Source organism: Pseudomonas sp. zfem004 (assembly GCF_032621715.1).
GTDB lineage: Bacteria > Pseudomonadota > Gammaproteobacteria > Pseudomonadales > Pseudomonadaceae > Aquipseudomonas > Aquipseudomonas sichuanensis.
The window spans coordinates 189210-206713 of record NZ_JAVYJF010000003.1 but is presented as its reverse complement, the minus strand read 5'-3'; the positions used below and the strand labels follow the sequence as shown (position 1 = coordinate 206713).

16 protein-coding genes are annotated in these 17504 nt (G+C 62.3%); all 16 read right to left on the bottom strand.

Annotated elements, in window-relative coordinates; translation table 11 throughout:
* Nucleotides 1-230: 230 nt before the first annotated feature.
* A complete protein-coding gene (gene fleQ, locus RTH46_RS04625; RefSeq protein ID WP_316905126.1) occupies nucleotides 231-1706 on the bottom strand; it encodes a transcriptional regulator FleQ in 1476 nt (491 codons plus the stop codon).
* A gap of 166 nt (nucleotides 1707-1872) precedes the next feature.
* Complete coding sequence (fliT, locus tag RTH46_RS04620; RefSeq protein ID WP_153787291.1) at nucleotides 1873-2169, bottom strand: flagellar protein FliT; 297 nt, start codon at nucleotides 2167-2169, stop codon at nucleotides 1873-1875.
* A gap of 19 nt (nucleotides 2170-2188) precedes the next feature.
* The gene (fliS, locus tag RTH46_RS04615) at nucleotides 2189-2590 is read right to left on the bottom strand and encodes a flagellar export chaperone FliS (RefSeq protein WP_153787292.1); all 402 of its coding nucleotides are present in this window, start codon (nucleotides 2588-2590) and stop codon (nucleotides 2189-2191) included.
* A 128-nt stretch (nucleotides 2591-2718) separates the two neighbouring features.
* The gene (fliD, locus tag RTH46_RS04610; protein WP_316905125.1) at nucleotides 2719-4104 is read right to left on the bottom strand and encodes a flagellar filament capping protein FliD; all 1386 of its coding nucleotides are present in this window, start codon (nucleotides 4102-4104) and stop codon (nucleotides 2719-2721) included.
* An 83-nt stretch (nucleotides 4105-4187) separates the two neighbouring features.
* On the bottom strand, nucleotides 4188-4541 hold the full coding sequence (locus RTH46_RS04605; protein ID WP_153787294.1) for a flagellar protein FlaG: 354 nt from the start codon (nucleotides 4539-4541) through the stop codon (nucleotides 4188-4190).
* 75 nt (nucleotides 4542-4616) lie between these two features.
* Nucleotides 4617-6029, bottom strand: coding sequence for a flagellin (locus tag RTH46_RS04600; RefSeq protein WP_153787295.1), 1413 nt, complete (start codon nucleotides 6027-6029; stop codon nucleotides 4617-4619).
* A gap of 243 nt (nucleotides 6030-6272) precedes the next feature.
* Entirely contained in the window at nucleotides 6273-7202 is a 930-nt protein-coding gene (locus RTH46_RS04595; RefSeq protein WP_153787296.1) for a ketoacyl-ACP synthase III, read from the bottom strand.
* 269 nt (nucleotides 7203-7471) lie between these two features.
* Complete coding sequence (locus RTH46_RS04590; protein ID WP_153787297.1) at nucleotides 7472-9034, bottom strand: flagellar hook-associated protein 3; 1563 nt, start codon at nucleotides 9032-9034, stop codon at nucleotides 7472-7474.
* Nucleotides 9035-9046: 12 nt separating this feature from the next.
* Nucleotides 9047-11086 carry a flagellar hook-associated protein FlgK gene (gene flgK / locus RTH46_RS04585; protein WP_316905124.1) on the bottom strand — a complete coding sequence of 680 codons (2040 nt, stop codon included), beginning with the start codon at nucleotides 11084-11086 and terminating at the stop codon, nucleotides 9047-9049.
* A 10-nt stretch (nucleotides 11087-11096) separates the two neighbouring features.
* Nucleotides 11097-12272 carry a flagellar assembly peptidoglycan hydrolase FlgJ gene (flgJ, locus tag RTH46_RS04580; protein WP_153787299.1) on the bottom strand — a complete coding sequence of 392 codons (1176 nt, stop codon included), beginning with the start codon at nucleotides 12270-12272 and terminating at the stop codon, nucleotides 11097-11099.
* Between the two features lie 11 nt (nucleotides 12273-12283).
* Nucleotides 12284-13393 carry a flagellar basal body P-ring protein FlgI gene (locus tag RTH46_RS04575; protein WP_153787300.1) on the bottom strand — a complete coding sequence of 370 codons (1110 nt, stop codon included), beginning with the start codon at nucleotides 13391-13393 and terminating at the stop codon, nucleotides 12284-12286.
* Between the two features lie 12 nt (nucleotides 13394-13405).
* Nucleotides 13406-14101 (bottom strand): flagellar basal body L-ring protein FlgH, encoded by a 696-nt coding sequence (flgH, locus tag RTH46_RS04570; RefSeq protein WP_125464986.1) that lies wholly within the window; start codon nucleotides 14099-14101, stop codon nucleotides 13406-13408.
* Between the two features lie 79 nt (nucleotides 14102-14180).
* Entirely contained in the window at nucleotides 14181-14966 is a 786-nt protein-coding gene (flgG, locus tag RTH46_RS04565) for a flagellar basal-body rod protein FlgG (protein ID WP_316905123.1), read from the bottom strand.
* Between the two features lie 48 nt (nucleotides 14967-15014).
* Complete coding sequence (flgF, locus tag RTH46_RS04560; RefSeq protein WP_279845440.1) at nucleotides 15015-15755, bottom strand: flagellar basal-body rod protein FlgF; 741 nt, start codon at nucleotides 15753-15755, stop codon at nucleotides 15015-15017.
* Between the two features lie 162 nt (nucleotides 15756-15917).
* A complete protein-coding gene (locus RTH46_RS04555) occupies nucleotides 15918-16112 on the bottom strand; it encodes a hypothetical protein (RefSeq protein WP_153787303.1) in 195 nt (64 codons plus the stop codon).
* 64 nt (nucleotides 16113-16176) lie between these two features.
* On the bottom strand, nucleotides 16177-17499 hold the full coding sequence (gene flgE / locus RTH46_RS04550; RefSeq protein ID WP_316905122.1) for a flagellar hook protein FlgE: 1323 nt from the start codon (nucleotides 17497-17499) through the stop codon (nucleotides 16177-16179).
* Nucleotides 17500-17504 lie beyond the last annotated feature (5 nt).

The following is a 17504-nucleotide window of genomic DNA, read 5'->3' as shown; positions in this document are numbered from 1 at the left end:
AAGACAGCGGACGCTGCGGAATCGGTTTTGTCCCTGCGGACTTTTTAATGAGTGTCAGTGCCGCTTGAGCAGCTGTGCGAGCGCGGCTCGGCCTGGGGCGTCGCGCTCTCTCGCACGGCCAAGCGGCACAGAATCGATTGCTGCCGACGGTCGCGGCGCAGATGGGTATGCAGGCTACCTTTACCGATCTTTTCGCGGGCAAGCTCGCGAAAAGATCGGGATACCGGGCGTCAATCCTCCGCCTGGTCCTCGCCGCCCTGGCGGCTCATGCCGTATTTGCGCATTTTCTCGACCAGGGTGGTGCGACGAATACGCAAACGTTCAGCCGCGCGCGCAACGATACCATTGGCATCGTCCAGCGCCTGCTGGATCAGACCCTGCTCAAGGCTGCCCAAGTAGTCCTTGAGGTCCAGGCCCTCTGGCGGCAGCATCGCGTGACTGGAGAAGTTCGGCGTGTGGCCGTTGATCGCCACGCGCTCTTCGAGGTCGCTGCGCAGGCTGTCCACCAACTGCTCGTCTTCGTCGTCGACGTAGCGGAATTTCTTCGGCAGCTCCGACACGCCGATCACCCCATACGGATGCATGATCGCCATGCGCTCCACCAGGTTGGCCAGCTCGCGCACGTTACCCGGCCAGCCATGCCGGCACAGCGACATGATCGAGGCGGAGTTGAAACGGATCGAGCCGCGCTTCTCGTGCTCCATGCGCGAGATCAGCTCGTTCATCAGCAGCGGAATGTCTTCAACCCGCTCACGCAATGGCGCCATCTCGATGGGGAACACGTTCAGCCGGTAATACAAGTCTTCGCGGAAGGTCCCGTCCTCGATCATGCTCTCGAGGTTCTTGTGGGTCGCAGCGATGATGCGCACATCGATGCTTTGCGTCTTGTTGCTGCCCACACGCTCGAAGGTGCGCTCCTGCAACACCCGCAACAGCTTGACCTGCATGGGCAGCGGCATGTCGCCGATTTCGTCGAGGAACAGCGTACCGCCGTTGGCCAGCTCGAAACGCCCGGCACGGCTGGTGATGGCCCCGGTGAAGGCGCCCTTTTCGTGGCCGAACAGTTCGCTTTCGAGCAGCTCTGCCGGAATCGCCCCGCAGTTGACCGGCACGAAGGGTGCTTCACGGCGCTTGGAGTGGTAGTGCAGATTGCGCGCCACCACCTCCTTGCCGGTGCCGGACTCGCCGAGGATGAGCACGCTGGCGTCGGTGTCGGCCACCTGCTGCATCATCTGCCGCACATGCTGGATGGCACGGCTGGTGCCGACCAGGCTACGGAACAGATTGGGCTCGCGCTGGCGGCCGCGCTCGCGGGCCTGGTCGTACATCTCGCGGTACACCTGGGCGCGGTGCAGCGAATCGAGCACCTGGCTGTAGCTCGGCGGCATCTCGAGGTTGGAAAGCACGCGACGGCGCAGCTCTTCGGGGAACTCGGCAGAAGAAATTTCACCCAGCAACAGCACCGGAAGGAACTCATCCCACGCGGCCACTGTCTTAAGGAGCCCCAGCACACTGGCCGGCGACTTCACCGCCCCGATCAGCACGCACAGCACTTCGCGGCTGGAGGCAAGGGACTCTACCGTCTGCTGCCAGTCATCACTGGAGCACGGGAGGTTTTCTTCGCCGAGAAAGTTCAGGACCACCGCCAGATCGCGGCGGCGAGCGCTGTCGTCATCGATCAGGAGAATCTTGGTTTCACGCCACATGCAATAGCAACTTCCCTAGTCATATCGGCGCCCGGCGGGCGTGCGCGACATCATCCCGACTGAATGGTCAGTGTTCGGACGTCTGAAATTCGAAAACAGCCACTAGTTAAGTCAAAAAGGCCTGCATAGTCAAATTTATGGCGCCTTTTCCCCAGTTCGGTGCATCTTAACTGAACAAATGGTAAACCTTCGACGCATTCTTTGCTTGATTGATCTGCGTCATTTCATCGGCGATGGCCTGGCGCTCGCCCATTGTGACGTCGAGCAGTTCGCGGTAGACCTGCAGCAAGTCTTCCAGGCGCGCCTTGACCACCGCCTCGTCCAGCTCCGGCGCCTTGAGCATGTCGTCGATACAGCCACGGCAGCTCTCATCGAGCTTGCCGATCGCGTCCCAGTCGCGCGCGCCCAGGGCGGCCAGCAGAGCCTCACGGGTTTCGTCGAATCGTTGCAGCTCGCAATTCACCTTGCTCTCTCCTACCGACTCATTCGGCCGGTTGCGCGTCGGCGATGGCATCCCAACCGCTTTTGACAGTGATCAGCAACTGCGCGACTTCGTCGATGATGGCCGGGTCGTTGTCGATATTGGCCTGCATCAACCGGTTGGTCATATAGGCATAGAGGCTGGAAAGCTGCTCGATGTACGCTGGATCATGGCTTTTCTGCGCATCCAGGCCGTCATTCAGGCCGATGATGATGTCGATGGCCTTGCCCAGCATCAGGCCCTTCTCGGCGATATCGCCGCGGGCCAGCGCGCCCTTGGCCTGGGCCATGCGATCGAGGCCACCTTCCATCAGCATCTGCACCAGGCGATGGGGTGTGGCTTCGGAAATCTGGGCATGGGAATTGACCTTCTGGTACTGACGAAGGGCTCTCATGGGATTCATCTTGCGACCTCGTAACGGGCAAAAAACTTAAGGTTCGATAGTCCCTGTATCGGGCCGGAAGGTCAAAACTTTACCGGCCGGTGCAAAAAGGCCGGGCATCAGGCCCGGCCATTCGCATCCATCACTGATTACTTGTCGCTCTTGGCGTTGTTCAGGGCGTTGAGCGTGCCCAGCACGTTGTTCTGCTGCTGGCGCAACTGGGTGACCAGGGTATCCATGTTGTTGTACTTGTCCTGCAGGCTCTTTTGCAAGGCCTCCATGCGCGTGTCCAAGGTGTCTTGTTCGGACTTGAGCTTGGTCAGGCTTTCGGTCAGGGTCTTGCTGCGCTCGGCCAGGGTGCCGGTGGCGGCCTTGGCGTAGGGCTCGGTGACATTCTGCAGGCGCGCAATCAGGCCGTCCTTGCCGTTGAAGATGCTGGTAAGGTCAGCGGCGTTGGTGGCAGCGGCTTTGTCCCACTTCTTGTCGTCCAGGCTCAGCGAGCCGCCATCCTGGGCGGTAGTGACGCCAAACGCAGCGAGCGACTTCAGGGTGCCGTTGCCGGACAGCGCATTCATTTCTTCGCGGATGGAGGTCATCAGCGCACGCATGGATGCATCACCGGTAAGGGCCGCCGCAGTCACGCTGCCGTCGGCATTCTTGGTGACCCTGGTCTCTGCGTTGACCACTTTGATCAATGCGTTGTAGGTATCGATGAAGCCCTTGAGGCCAGACTTCAACGCAATCGAACTGGTGGTCAGCGAAAGCGTGGTTGGCGTGATATTGCCTTTGGTATCTTCCGGCGACTTGCCCACCAGCTTGATGTTCAGCCCACTCACCGCATCGGTGATGTCATTGCTCTTGGACGTCATAGCGATGCCATCGAGCGTGTATTCGGCGTTCTTGGGTGGATCCACCTCGGTAAACCCGAGGTCGACACCCGAGTTCCCGCCCAGCGTGATCTCGGAGCCCTCGCCCATCTTGGTGGACGTAATGACCAGGCGCGAACCCGAGGCATCGGTCAGGATGTTGGCACTGAAGCCCGCCGTGCCGAACTGGCTGTTGATGTTCTCACGCACGTCTTGCAGCGTGGCCCCAGGGGGAATGCTCACGTCGTGAGCCTTGCCGTTCTGGGTGATGGTCAGCTTGGTCGTACTGGTACCGGCGTTAACCACGCTGGTCGCGCCACCGGCGTACACCTTGGTTGAGACCTTGGAAGCCGACGCCAGCTGGGTCACCACCAGGTTGAAGGAGCCGTTGGCTGCGCCTGCCCCTGCGGTGATGGTCGCAACCTTTTCATCCGAGGACTTCAGGCTCAGGCCACCGAAGCTGTTGCCGGTGGTCATGCTGGTCAGGGCGCCACGGAAGGCGTCCAGCGCTGCCTGGATCTTGCCGATAGAGGACAACGTGGTGGTTGCCTTCAGTGTCTGGGTATTGATCTGTGTCTGCTTCGGCGCCTTTTGCGCGTCCACCAGAGACTTCACAATCGCCTGGGTATCGATGCCCGATCCGATACCGCTGACTGTTGTACCTGCCATCATTGCTCTCCTTGTTCAGTAGCTGCCGGATCCTTGGCGGATAAATCCATCAAATGACCGACAGCAACAAAAATCATGCCAGCCTATGCCTTGCCGTCGAACAGCAGGCTGCCAGCTTCGCTGAGGCTTTGTGCCAGCTTCAGCGCGGTTTCCGACGGCAGCTGGCGGATCACGTCACCGGATTCGGTGGCGATGACCTTGACCACTACCTGGCCGGTTGAATCATCGATGGAGAAGTCCAGCTTGCGCTGGCTCGACTGGACGAAATCACGAATATCGCCCACCGCTTTCTCCAGGTCCTCACGGGTGTGCGGCTTGTCTTCAGAAGGCGCAGCCTCCTGCACCTTGACAGGCGCCACCACCGGGTCCTTGGCCGTCGCTGCAGCCTGGGGCGGCATCGAAGGGTACATCTGGTTCAACTTGACACTCATGTCCATGCTTCGAACTCCTCATGTCAAAAAGGTGAAAGGGCACGTAAACGCGCCCTTCCACCTCTTACTCAGGCGCCTGAATTACTGGAGCAGTTTCAGGACCGAGGATGGCAGCTGGTTAGCCTGCGACAGGATCGCAGTCGAAGCCTGCTGCAGGGTCTGCTGCTTGGTCAGCTCTGCAGTTTCCGAAGCGAAGTCCACGTCCTGCACGGTGGAACGGGCAGCGGTGGAGTTCTTCTGGATGTTCTGCAGGTTGTCGACGGTGGTGGTCAGACGGTTCTGGGTAGCACCCAGGCCCGAACGGACGCTGTCGATCGAACCGATGGCCTTGTCGATAACGGCCAGGGCGTTCTGGGCCTTGGTGGCGTCGGTGACGTCGGTTTGCGAGATGGTGGTCTTGGCCGAGGTAACGGTTGCAGCACCGAACAGAGCAGTAGCGCCGCCCAGCGAGAAGCCTTTGGCCGAGTCCAGCGAGACCTGACCGGTGACGACGATGGCAGCAGCACCCAGAGCAGCAGGAGTAGCGAAGTTGCCGGAGCCGTCTTTGGCAGCGATCGAGATGTTGGCCTGGGCGTTGGCGTCAGCACCCGAGAAGCTGATGTTCTCACCGGTGTCCGACTTGATGCTCAGGGTTTTCTTGACTTCGTCGTAGTTGACGCTGATACCCAGCTTGGCAGCGTTGGATTTCAGCTGGTCGGCCAGGCCGGCCTTGTCAGTCACGCCCACGAAGTCAACAGTGCCGCTGGAACCGACAGACAGCTTGAAGTTGGCTGGAGTAGCAGCGGTAACGTCCAGTTGCAGTTCGGTGCTGGCGTTTGCAGTCAGACCACCGATCGAGCCGTTCAGATCGCTGGCGATCTGCTTGGCGGAGGCACCAGCAGCGTAGGCGACAGTGGCGGTCTGGCCGTTGCCGGTTACGGAGAGGCTGCCAGCAGCCAGGCCGCTCGCGCTCGGGGCGATGGCGGTGGACTTGACCTGCTGCGAACCGATGTTGCTGGCAGCAACGTTTTCCAGGCTCAGGTTGATGGTTTCGTTGGCGTTGGCGCCGACCTGGATGGCCTTGGTGCCGTACGAGCCGTCCAGCAGCTTCTGGCCACCGAAGGTGGTGGTAGCGGAGATACGGTTCAGCTCGGAAGTCAGAGCCTGGTATTCGTCGTTGTTCGACTTACGGTCGTCGGCGCTCAGGGAGCCAGTAGCCGAGGACAGAGCCAGGGTACGCATTTTTTGCAGGATGTCGGTCGAAGCCTGCATCGCGCCTTCGGCGGTCTGGGCGATCGAGATACCGTCGTTGGCGTTCTTCACTGCCTGGCCCAGGCCATTGATCTGGCTGGTCAGACGGTTGGCGATCTGCAGGCCGGCAGCGTCGTCTTTGGCGCTGTTGATGCGCAGGCCGGAAGACAGGCGCTGCATCGAAGTGGTCTGGGCGGTGCTGGCCTTGTTCAGGTTAACCTGAGTAGTAACCGAAGCAATGTTGGTGTTTACAGTTAAAGCCATGACGAAATCCTCGTTGGATGGGTACTGCGGCTTCCGGCCCTGGCATCCGCCGGGTATGGCCTAGAGAACCTTCGTAATGTTTATCGTCGTTTGCGGGGGTTGCTTGAGGGCATTTGCAAAAAAAAAATGCCATCACGCTGCCACCCCTACGAAATCAGGGGGTTATGGCTTCTCAACACCGATTCGAAGGCAAAAAAAAGCGCCTGGCGGAATACGCCAGGCGCTTTTTTTGACCGCGTCGGATCAGCCGCGATAGAGAATCGCCGAGCCCCACGACAGGCCCACGCCGAAGCCACTGATGGCCACGCGCTTCCAGCTGCTGTCGAGCATGTGCTTCTGCAGCAGCAGCGGCACGCTCGAAGAGACGGTATTGCCGGTTTCGAGCATGTCCTTGACGAACTTCTCCGGATGCTGCTCTTCGAAGCGTCGCGCCACCGCATCGACGATCGCCGCGCTGCCCTGGTGGATGCAGAAAGCATCGATATCGGCCGACTGCAGGCCACTGGCTTCGAGCAGCTCATGCAGGTGCGCCGGCACTTTGACCAGGGCAAAGTTGAACACCTGGCGGCCGTTCATGAAGAAATTGCCGTTGGTGACCTTCAGGTGCTCGGCACCGGAACCGTCGGTACCGAAACGCGCCTCGCCCAGTTGCCATACCGCGTCCTCGCCCATCCAGGTGGCGGTAGCGGCATCGCCGAACAGCATGGTGGTGTTGCGGTCTTCCGGGTCGACGATCTTCGAATACGGATCGGCGGTGATCAGCAGGCCGTTCTTCAGCCCCGCCGCCTGCATGAAGCCCTTGATCGCGTACAGGCCATAGACGTAGCCGGAGCAGCCCAGCGAAACGTCGAACGCCGCCACCCGGGTGGACAGGCCCAGCTTGTGCTGGACGATGGCCGCGGTGTGCGGCAGCCCCTCTTCGTCACCGTTCTGGGTGACCACGATCAACACGTCGATCGACTGCGGATCGAGCTCGGGGTTGCTGGCGAACAAGGCCCGGGCAGCCTCGACGCACAGGTCGGAGGTTTCTTGCTCTTCGGCCTTGCGCGGCAGGAACGACGCGCCGATCTTGCCGAACATGAACTCTTCGTCCTTGCCGAACTTCGCACCCTGGACGTAGTTGTCCAGGCCAGCGGTGGGCACGTAACTCGCGATGCTTTTGATGCCAATCATTCTGGCTTCCCAATGAAAACAGGCAAAGACCGCCACTCGGTGAATTGAGGGCGCCCACTACCGGATCCGTGACAAGCCGACATCAGGCTGGTCGCTGGCGAACCGGTAACAAATTGCTGCAGCAGCTGCCGCATAGAATACAGGGAAGATGCGCGATTTGACTCATTGGTCACACTCATTTATTGCCAACCGCCCCTCAGCGCCGTTCCCCAGGCACAAAAAAGCCCCGGCAGCACGGGGCTGGCCGGGGCTTTTGGGTGCCCGCTCAATTACATCTGGTTGAACAGGCTCAGCTTGGAGATCTGCGTGAAGCTCAGCTGCGAAGCCTGCAGCATGGCCTGGTGCAGCGCCAGCATGATCGACGCATCAGCCATGTCGGTGTTGCCGATGGCGTCCTGGGTCGCCTTGTTGGCGGTGGTGAGGCTAGTGTTTTCCTGGCGCTGGATATCGAGCGAGTTACCGCGCGCACCGATGGAGCCGCGGGTGATATCGACCTGCTCGCGGGCACTGGCCAGGTTGGCGACCGCCGAAGCGATGGAGTTCTTCAGCGCGGTGTTCGCCGCATCACCGGTGCCCGGCGCATCCAGCGCGGTACGCAGCTGGCTGATGGTCTCCAGCACACTCTGGTTCTGGTGGGTGTTGGCATTGACCGCAAACTGGTCACCCGCCTGCGGCGTGCCGGACACCTGATAGGTGACACCTGCCACCGTCAGCGCTGGTGCGGTGAAGGTACCGCTGGCCACCACCTTGCTGTCGGCGGTCAAGGGCTGCGCATACAGCTCATAGGTGTTGGCACCGGTAAACTTGATCACCGCCCCGCTGTCGGGGAACGCGCTGCGGTAGGCCGCCTGGTCGGTTACAGCACCACTGGTGATCTGCGCGCTCGAGGGGTTGCCGGCGCCACGGACGGTGGTCAGGGAGTCGGGACGCGCCTGCAAGGAGAACTCATGGCCGGCGACGGCAGCATTGGGGTCATCGCCTTCCTGCAGCGTGACGGTGATCTCGAACTCGACACCCCGGAACGCGATGCGGTTACCGCCCTCGGCCTTGCTGTCGAAGGTGCCATTGGTCGGGGTTTCGGCAGTGATGTCGTTACCCAGGGCATCGGTCACGGTGTACTGGGTGGCACTGGTGAAGGTGACCTTGTACGGCTGGCCGGCATTGAAGTTGCTGTTGTACGCGCTGCTCGAGGTCAGCAGGCCCGGCGAGACCGCGACACGACCATCATCGACCGGCGGCGCCACCAGGGCGGACTCGGTACGGCTCTTGTTCTTGGCCGAATCGAAGATGCTGAAGCCAGTGTCGTTGGTCGCCAGTTTCAAGGTATCGGACACCTGCAGGCTCAGCTGGGTCTGGTCGCCCTGGTAGCTGTAGGTACCGTCGGCGTTGCGCACATAGGGCGGCGACGAGGTCTTGGTGCCGCCGAACATGTAGTCGCCGTTGGCATCGCGCGAGTTGAGCAGGCCGAAGATGTTCGCCTCGATCTCCTTGAGCTCGCTGCTGATGGAGGTGCGGTCGGCCGCACTGATCCCGGCGCCGCCTGCACGAATGGCCAGGTCGCTGGCGCGCTGCATGGCGTCGTTGATGGTGGCCAGCACGCTCTCTTCCTGCAGCAGCGAGTTGTTCACCGTGGTCATGTTGCCGTCGTACTGCTTGAGCAGGGCCTGTTGTTGCTGCAGCAGCAGCAGGCGCGCGGCGCCGACCGGGTCGTCACCGGCAGACTGGATGCGCACGCCGGTATCGATCTGCTGCTTGACCTTCATCAGGTTGGCAAAGTTGCTGGTGTAGCTGGTAGCGCTCGACTCATAGAACTGAGCAGTGGAAATACGCACGATGGCTACTCCTTACAATGCGTTGATCAGGGTGGCGAAGGTTTCCTGCGCCGCCTTGATGATCTGTGAAGATGCGGTGTAGTAGTGCTGGAACTTGATCAGGCTAGCCGCCTCATCGTCCAGGTTGACACCGGAAACCCCGTTGCGGGCTTCCTTGGCCGAGTCGTACACGGCCTTGGTTGCCGTGGTATCGATTTCTGCCTGGTTGGCCTTGGCACCGACCCGCTCCACCATCGAGGCATAGGCCGAGGTGAAGCTGCTGCCGCCACCGGAATCGACACCGACCGTAGCCTTGGTCTGCAGGTCGAGCAGCGATTGGGCATTGCGGTTATCGGACTTGCCGTTGACGTTGAAGGCCATGCTGAACGAGTCATCCTCCGCCGGGCTGCCGCCGACCGAGGTCTCCAGGCTGAACGAGCGCGGGTTGCCGCTGCCATCGAGAATGGGCGCCCCGGCAGCATCGACCATCGGTACGTTGATGGTCAGCTTGTTCTCCTGGCCCGGCACGATGGTGCCGGTGCCGATGCTGTTGCCCTTGGCATCGAACAGGGTGTAGCCCTGGGTGCCGCCGCTGGCCGCACTGAACACCATGCGTACCGGCATCGAATGCTTGATCGAATCCTGGATCAACGCGGTGTCGGCACCGCCGTAGATATCCAGCTTGGTCCCCAGATTCGGCTGGCTGATGGTGCCGGTCCCGTCGTTGCCGCTGCCGATGGTGGCATTGATCGGCCCGGCGAACGCCAGTTTGTTGGCATCGGTGAGGGTGGTGCTGATCGAGCCCGCCGCCGCGCGGGTGGGGATCACCTTGAAACTGTCGCCAGCCGCCAGGCCGCCGCCGTTGAGCTTCAGGGTGAAGCCGTCGATGACTGGAGGTGGCGTGGTGGCCAGGTCGAAGCTGCCCATGTCGGTGCCGTCGGAGCGACGCACGCTGTACTGGGTGCCACTGGTGAAGGTGACCTGGTAGTCGTGGGTGGTCAGCAGGCTGCTGTTGGCAATGGTCACGTCCAGATTGCCGGAACCGGCGCTGTTGCCGGTGGCACCCAGGCTGCGCTGGCTGATCGCCGCGGCACTGTTGATGCTGGAGAACAGTGCGCTGCCGAACTGGCCATTGGCGTCCAGGCCCTGCCCCAGCTGGCTGTTGATGCTGTCGGTCACCACCAGGGCCACACGCCCCAGTTCGTTCATCGACGGGTTGAGCACGTCCTGGCGATAGCGCAACAGGCCGCCGATCTGCCCGCCGGTGATGACCGAGGTGACATCCGACGAGAAGGTCGGGTAGTTGACCTGCAGGCTGTACTGGCTCTTGTCGGCGGTGCTCGGCCCGGCGGTGAGGGTGTTGGCCCGGTTGCCCGTGACCAGCGACTGGCCAGTACCCAGGTACACGTCGTAGTTGCCGTCACGCTCCTGCACGGTGACACCCACCAGCTCGTTGAGCTGTCGCACCGCTTCGCTGCGCGCATCCAGCAGGGTGTTCGGCGTGGCGCCGGACGCCGACAGCTGGGTGATCTGCTTGTTCAGGTCGGCAATGTTCGAGGTGAGCTTGTTGACCTGGCCGGCAAGGGTATCGAGCTGGCTGTTGATGCTTTCGTTCTGTTTGTTCAATTCGCTGGAGATGGAATTGAAACGGTTGCTCAGGGTTTGCGCCTGGGTCAGCAGCAACTGGCGGGACGCCACGTCGCCGGGCTTGGCCGCCGCGGTCTGCAAGGCCGAGAAGAATGCGGTCAGCACCGAGCTGATACCGGTGCTGCTGTCGCCCAGCAGTTTGTCGACACTGCCGATCTGATCAAGGTAGGTGGCCGCATCGGTGCTCAGCGAGGTCGCGGTACGCAGCTGGTTGTCCAGGTAGGCGTTGTAGACACGGCGCACATCCGCCAGCTGGGTACCGGTACCGATGAAACCCGAGCCGATGTTGTGCGAAGGGCCCGAGACCTGGACGGTCTGCTGGCGCGAGTAGCCGGAGGTCGCAGCGTTGGCGATGTTGTTACTGGTGACCGACAGCGCCGCCTGGCTGGCACTCAGGCCGGACAGCCCGATTGAGATCAGAGACATGGTTCAATCCTTATAGATTCGAGTTAGTGCCTGCCATGGCGTATTGCTGGGTGGGCTGCAGTTGCCGGGCGATGCTGATGATCTTGCGGGCATAGTCCGGGTCGGTTGCGTAACCGGCCTTCTGCAGCTCTCTTGCAAACTGTTCTGGGTTATCGGCTGCACCGACCGCATCTTTATAGCGACTGTTGTTCTGCAACAGGCTGACCAGGTCGTGGAAGCTGTCCTGGTACGAGTCGTACGAGCGGAATGCCGCGGTCTCCTTGACGAACTGACCGCCACGGAACTCGCTGGTGATCGCCCGCGCCTCTCCACCCTGCCAATTGCCGGTGGCCTTGATGCCGAACAGGTTGTGGCTGCTGCTGCCGTCAGGGTTGCGCATGACCGACTTGCCCCAACCGGTTTCCAGCGCCGCCTGGGCCACCAGGTAACGTGGATCGATGCCAATGCGTTTGGCCGCCTGCTCGGCCATCGGCAGCATGGTGCTGACGAAGGCATCGCTGTTGCCGAAGGCCTTGTTGGGCGCCAGCGGCGGCTGGGCCACCGCACGCCCGACGATACGCATGCCCTCGGCGGGCGCGGCATAGGTCCGCGCCGGCTGCCAGTCGCCGCGGGCGACGCCGGCCAGCGACGGCGCATGCTGGGCCGCATCGCCGGTGGCAGAGGAAGGCACGATACCGGCCAGCAGACGGTCGGTGAGCTTGCCTGGCAAGGCCAGGCGCCGCGAATTGAGAGCCGCCACATCGTTACGCCCGGCAGCGGGCTGTTCGACCCGCGCAGACTCAGCCGCCCGGCCACCCCACAACACCGGGGCCGGCCCATCGCTACGCGGGAACGGGCTGTTATTGACCGTGCTGGCCGTGCGCTTGCTCAGCTGGCGCACCAGCACATCCTGCAGGCCGATGCCGCCCCCTTCGCGGGACATGCTCACGGCCAACTGCTGGTCGTACATGTCACGGTACTGCTTGGTGGTATTGCTGTTCATCGGGTTTTCTTCGTCGGCCAGCACATCGCTGGCCTTGCGCGAAGCCTTGAGCATCTCGCTGATGAACAGCGACTCGAATTCCTGGGCCACCTTGCGAATGTTGGCCTCGCTGTCGCGATCGCCGTGCTTGAGTGAACTCAAGCGATTGAGGTCGGTGTAAGCGCCGCTGTCGACGTGGCCGGAAACCAGGCTTTTCGGATTCATCCCAGGCGTCCTCAGATCACGATCAGGTCGGCCTGCAACGCGCCGGCCTGCTTCAGGGCTTCAAGGATGGCCATCAGGTCGCTTGGCGCTGCGCCGACCTGGTTCACCGCACGGACAATTTCATCCAGGGTGGTACCCGGGCCGAACTTGAACATCGGCTTGGCTTCCTGCTGGGCATTGACCCGCGAACGCGGCACGACCGCCGTCTCGCCATTGGAGAACGGCCCCGGCTGGCTGACGATCGGGTCTTCGGTGATGGTCACGGTCAGACTGCCGTGGGTAACCGCCGCCGGCGACACCTTGACGTTCTGGCCAATCACGATGGTGCCGGTACGCGAGTTGATGATGACCTTGGCCACAGCCTGGCCTGGGTCGATCTCGAGGTTTTCCAGGATCGACAGGTAGTCGACACGCTGGCTCGGGTCCATCGGCGCGGTCACCCGCACCGAGCCACCATCCAGGGCCTGGGCCACCCCTGGGCCGAGCAGTTCGTTGACCTTGTCGACGATGCGCTTGGCCGTGGTGAAGTCTGGCCGATTGAGGTTCAGCGTAAGGCTGTTGCCCTGGTTGAAACCGCTCGGCACCGCACGCTCGACGCTCGCGCCGCCCGGAATCCGGCCAGCCGACGGGACGTTGACGGTGATCTTCGAGCCATCCCGGCCTTCGGCGTCGAAACCGCCGACCACCAGGTTGCCCTGGGCGATGGCGTAGACGTTGCCGTCGATACCCTTGAGCGGGGTCATCAACAAGCTGCCGCCGCGCAGGCTCTTGGAGTTACCGATCGACGACACGGTGATGTCGACCACCTGGCCGGGCTTGGCGAAGGCCGGCAGGTCGGCATGTACCGACACTGCGGCAACGTTCTTCAACTGCACGTTGCCCGAGCCCGCCGGCACCTTGATACCGAACTGCGACAACATGTTGTTGAAAGTCTGCAGGGTGAACGGGGTCTGGGTGGTCTGGTCGCCCGTACCGTTGAGCCCCACCACCAGGCCGTAACCGATCAGCTGGTTGGCACGCACACCGGAAATACTGGCGATGTCCTTCAAGCGCTCGGCGTGGGCGCCGAACGCACAGGACAGAAGAAGTGTCGCGGCAATCAACCGCCTAGCGTTGAACATGGTCATCCGTACTCAGAAGGGCCAGAGCGGGCTGATGAAGAAACGGTCCAGCCAACCGGGCTGGCTGGCATCGGCGAACGAGCCGGTGCCCGAATAGGTGATGCGCGCGTCGGCCACGCGAGTGGACGGCACGGTGTTGTCGGTGGCGATGTCATCGGCACGCACCAGGCCTGCGATGCGCACCAGCTCTTCGCCGGTGTTCAGCGTCATCCACTTTTCGCCACGCACGGCGATGATCCCGTTGGGCAGCACTTCTGCGACGGTGACAGTGATCGAACCGGTCAGGGTGTTGCCCTGGGTCGCCTTGCTGTCGCCCTTGGTGGTGCGGTCACCGCTGTAACCGGCCTCTAGGGTGAGGTCGCCGCTGCCCAGCGGGTTGTTGGTGTTGGGGATGGTGCCGAACAACGAGGTCAGGCCGATATCGGCCTTGCTGTTCTTCTGGATCTGCGAGCCGGCGTTCTTGCTCGCCGAGGTGCGTTCGTTGAGGGTGATGGTGATGATGTCACCGACCCGGAACGCCTTGCGGTCGGTATACAGGCCCTGCTCGAAACCGGCCTGGTAGATCGAGCCGTTGTTGGCCGCTGCCGGCAACGGGGTGCGCGGCAACACCGGCGCATAGTACGGGTCGTTTGGCTTGGGCGTCGGCGCGACGCAACCGGCCAGCAACACCGCCCCCCCCAGGGCGAAAACGGACAACAGACGATTCATGACGCTTACCTCGTGGCGTAACGGCCGCGGCAACAGCCAACGGATGTTCAAACGGCCCGCACTGGCGGGCCGTCATGGCTTACAGCTGCTGGGTGACGAACGACAGCATCTGGTCGGCAGTGGAGATGACCTTGGAGTTCATCTCGTAGGCCCGCTGGGTGGTGATCATGTTCACCAGCTCTTCGACGGTGCTGACGTTGGAGTTTTCCAGGGTCTGTTGCTGGGTGGTGCCGAAACCGTTCAGGCCCGGGGTGCCGACCTGCGGCGCGCCGCTGGCGGCGGTCTCGAGGAACAGGTTGCCGCCGATCGCCTGCAGGCCGGCCGGGTTGATGAAGTCGGCGGTCTGGATGTTGCCGATGACCTGCGCTGCCGGGTTGCCGGCCGTGGTGATCGACACGGTACCGTCGCGGCCGACGGTGAAGGTCTGGGCATCCGCCGGCACGACGATGGCCGGCTCCAGGGCGAAACCGTTGGCGGTGACGATCTGGCCGTCGGAGTTCAGGTGGAAGGTGCCGTCACGGGTGTACGACACGGTGCCATCGGGCTGCAGGATCTGGAAGAATCCACGGCCGTCGACCGCCATGTCCAGCGGGTTCTCGGTGGTTTGCAGGCTGCCGGCGGTGAAGCTCTTCTGGGTGCCGACGATGCGCACACCGGTACCGACCTGCAGGCCCGAAGGCAGCTCGCTGTCCTGGGTGGACTGCGCGCCAGGCTGGCGCTTGATCTGGTACAGCAGGTCCTGGAACTCGGCGCGGTCGCGCTTGAAGCCCGTGGTCGAGACGTTGGCCAGGTTGTTGGAAATGACCGTGAGGTTGGTGTCCTGGGCGGACAGGCCGGTTTTAGCGACCCAAAGAGCCGGAAGCATCTAGTGTTCTCCTCGTGCGCCTGTTTTACGGCACCCGTTCAAATGTGATTAGCCGATTTGCAAAACCCGAGCCATGGCTTCGTCGCCTTCCTTGGCCGCGTTCATCATCTTGACGTGCAGTTCGAACTGCCGGGACAGCGCCAGTACCGAGGTCATTTCCTCGACCGCATTGACGTTGCTCGACTCAAGGAAACCCGAGACCACGCGCACGTTGACGTCGGCATTGGCGGGCTGGCCGTTGGTGGTGTGGATCATGCCGTCGAGCCCCTTGGTCAGACCCTTGATGTCCGGATTGACCAGCTTGATCCGATCGACCTGGGCCAACGCACGCGGGTCTTCGCCCATGGCGCGGATGCTGATGGTGCCATCCTCGCCGACCTCGACCTTCTGCTCTGGCGGAACAGCAATCGGGCCGCCGTTGCCGATCACCGGCATGCCGTTGCCGGCGCGCAGCACGCCAAGGGCGTCAATGTTCAGGCTGCCGGTACGCACATAGGCTTCACTGCCATCGGGCGCCTGCACGGCAATGAAACCTTCGCCACTGACCGCTACATCAAGGTCACGCCCGGTCTCGACCAGGGCACCACCGGTGAAGTCGGTGGCCGGGCGCTCGCTCATGGCGAAGGCTCGCGCCGGAAAGCTGTCACCGAATACCGGCATGGAACGCGCCTGCTCCAGATCACGCCGGAAACCATTGGTGGAAACGTTCGCCAGGTTGTTGGCATGCGCCTTCTGCGCCAGCGCGTTCTGGCTGGCACCGGTCATGGCCACATAAAGCATCTTGTCCACAGCATCTCCTCTGCGCGAACCTTGCCGCGCTGTCGTTGGCAAGGCTTAAGCAATTATCGAACCACACTGGCAAAGCCTTTCAATACGGGGCTTTCAAGGCCGCGCAGGCCTGCTGAGCGTCAGTTTGTCGGCGAATCTTTGCCGCTGGCGGCAAGCGCCGAATCAGTCATTGCGGCACGCCCCATTGGTGTAAGGCCCCGAGTGCAGCTTCCAGCCGTCACCCGGATTGGTTGCCGAACACAGGTAGCGCCCGGTAGCCAGGCTTTGCCACTGGTACCAGGGCGCCGGCGCGGCCTGCAGCGAGCACGCAACCAGCAGCGCCAGCAGCAACCCTGCAATCCTCGACACTCTCCTCATGGCATCACCCTCCGCCAGATGTGAAAAAGCCCCTGCAAGCAGGGGCTTTGCCCAACCACGATCATCAGGTCATCTGGATGATGGTCTGCATGATGGTGCTTTCAGTGGAAATGGTCTTGGCGTTGGCCTGGTAGTTGCTCTGCGCCTTGATCAGGTTGACCAGCTCGCCGGTCAGGTCGACGTTGGAGTCTTCCAGGGAGCTGCCGGCAATGCGGCCCAGGGTGCCGGTATCCGGCTCGCCGATGATCGGCACGCCCGAAGCGTAGGACTCTTTCCAGGCCGTACCGCCCACCGGGGTCAGGCCTTGCAGGTTGGCGAAGTTGGCGATCGCCACCTGGCCGATGACCTTGTCCTGGCCGTTGGTGAAGTTGGCGAACAGGTTACCGCTCTGGTCGACGGTCAGGCCGGCGAGCTCACCGGTGGCATAGCCATCCTGGCTCTTGGCAGTGGTGGCCGACGCTGCGTTGTACTGGGTGGTAGCCAGCATATCGAGGGTGACGCCCCCCGTGCGTGCGGTGGCGCCGTTGGCAACCCAGGCGCCCGCCGCGTTCTTCTCGGCCGGCACCCAGCCGGTGAGCTGGAAGGTCTTGTCGGCACCGATGGTCAAGCCACCCGGCACCGCACCTGCGGTCATGCCGGCGGTATTCAGGGTGCCGTCGGTCTTGAACGGCAGCTTGTTGATCAGCGGCGTGGTCAAGGTCGGGTCAGCCGGGTTGCGACCGTCGATGGTGGTGTACATGGTCCAGGAGTTGGTACCTGCATCCTTGACGAAGTACTGGTTGAGCTGGTGCGCATTACCCTGGCTGTCGTAGACGTCGGTATTGAAGGTGTAGTTGTAGCTGTTGACGTTGGCCGGATCGAACGGCGCCACGCTCGGCTGGGTCGCGCTGGAGTTCAGGTTGACGGTCTCGGACACACGACCGGTCGGGTTGGGCGACAGGTTCGAGGTGTCGATCTTCAGATCGGTCAGCACACCCTTGACGACCTTGCCGTTGCCGTCCACCGCATAACCCTGCAGGTTGGCACCACTGGAGTTGACGACGTAGCCGTCCTTGTCGCTGTAGAAGGCGCCGGCGCGGGTGTAGATGCGCGAACCGTTGTCGCTCAGGGCGAAGAAGCCGTTACCGTCGATGGCCATGTCCAGCGCCTGGCCGGTGCCATTGATGTTACCCGGGTTGAACATCTGCGAAACGGCCATGGTTTTCACGCCGCTGCCGACTTGGGTCTTGCCGCCGGAAGTACCGCGGATCGACTGCGAATACTGGTCGGCGAACTCGGCGCGCGACGATTTGAAACCAGTGGTGGCGACGTTGGCAATGTTGTTGCCGGTAACGTTCAGAGCCTTGTTCGCCGCGTAGAGACCGCTCAGGCCGATATTGAAAGACATTGACT

Coding starts and splice junctions, on each gene's coding strand:
- RTH46_RS04555 (WP_153787303.1), bottom strand. CDS start 16,112: ATGAGGAGAGTGTCGAGGATTGCAGGGTTGCTGCTGGCGCTGCTGGTT.
- RTH46_RS04595 (WP_153787296.1), bottom strand. CDS start 7,202: ATGATTGGCATCAAAAGCATCGCGAGTTACGTGCCCACCGCTGGCCTG.
- flgK (WP_316905124.1), bottom strand. CDS start 11,086: ATGTCTCTGATCTCAATCGGGCTGTCCGGCCTGAGTGCCAGCCAGGCG.
- fleQ (WP_316905126.1), bottom strand. CDS start 1,706: ATGTGGCGTGAAACCAAGATTCTCCTGATCGATGACGACAGCGCTCGC.
- RTH46_RS04575 (WP_153787300.1), bottom strand. CDS start 13,393: ATGTTCAACGCTAGGCGGTTGATTGCCGCGACACTTCTTCTGTCCTGT.
- RTH46_RS04600 (WP_153787295.1), bottom strand. CDS start 6,029: ATGGCTTTAACTGTAAACACCAACATTGCTTCGGTTACTACTCAGGTT.
- flgG (WP_316905123.1), bottom strand. CDS start 14,966: ATGCTTCCGGCTCTTTGGGTCGCTAAAACCGGCCTGTCCGCCCAGGAC.
- flgE (WP_316905122.1), bottom strand. CDS start 17,499: ATGTCTTTCAATATCGGCCTGAGCGGTCTCTACGCGGCGAACAAGGCT.
- RTH46_RS04605 (WP_153787294.1), bottom strand. CDS start 4,541: ATGGACATGAGTGTCAAGTTGAACCAGATGTACCCTTCGATGCCGCCC.
- fliD (WP_316905125.1), bottom strand. CDS start 4,104: ATGGCAGGTACAACAGTCAGCGGTATCGGATCGGGCATCGATACCCAG.
- fliS (WP_153787292.1), bottom strand. CDS start 2,590: ATGAATCCCATGAGAGCCCTTCGTCAGTACCAGAAGGTCAATTCCCAT.
- flgH (WP_125464986.1), bottom strand. CDS start 14,101: ATGAATCGTCTGTTGTCCGTTTTCGCCCTGGGGGGGGCGGTGTTGCTG.
- flgJ (WP_153787299.1), bottom strand. CDS start 12,272: ATGAATCCGAAAAGCCTGGTTTCCGGCCACGTCGACAGCGGCGCTTAC.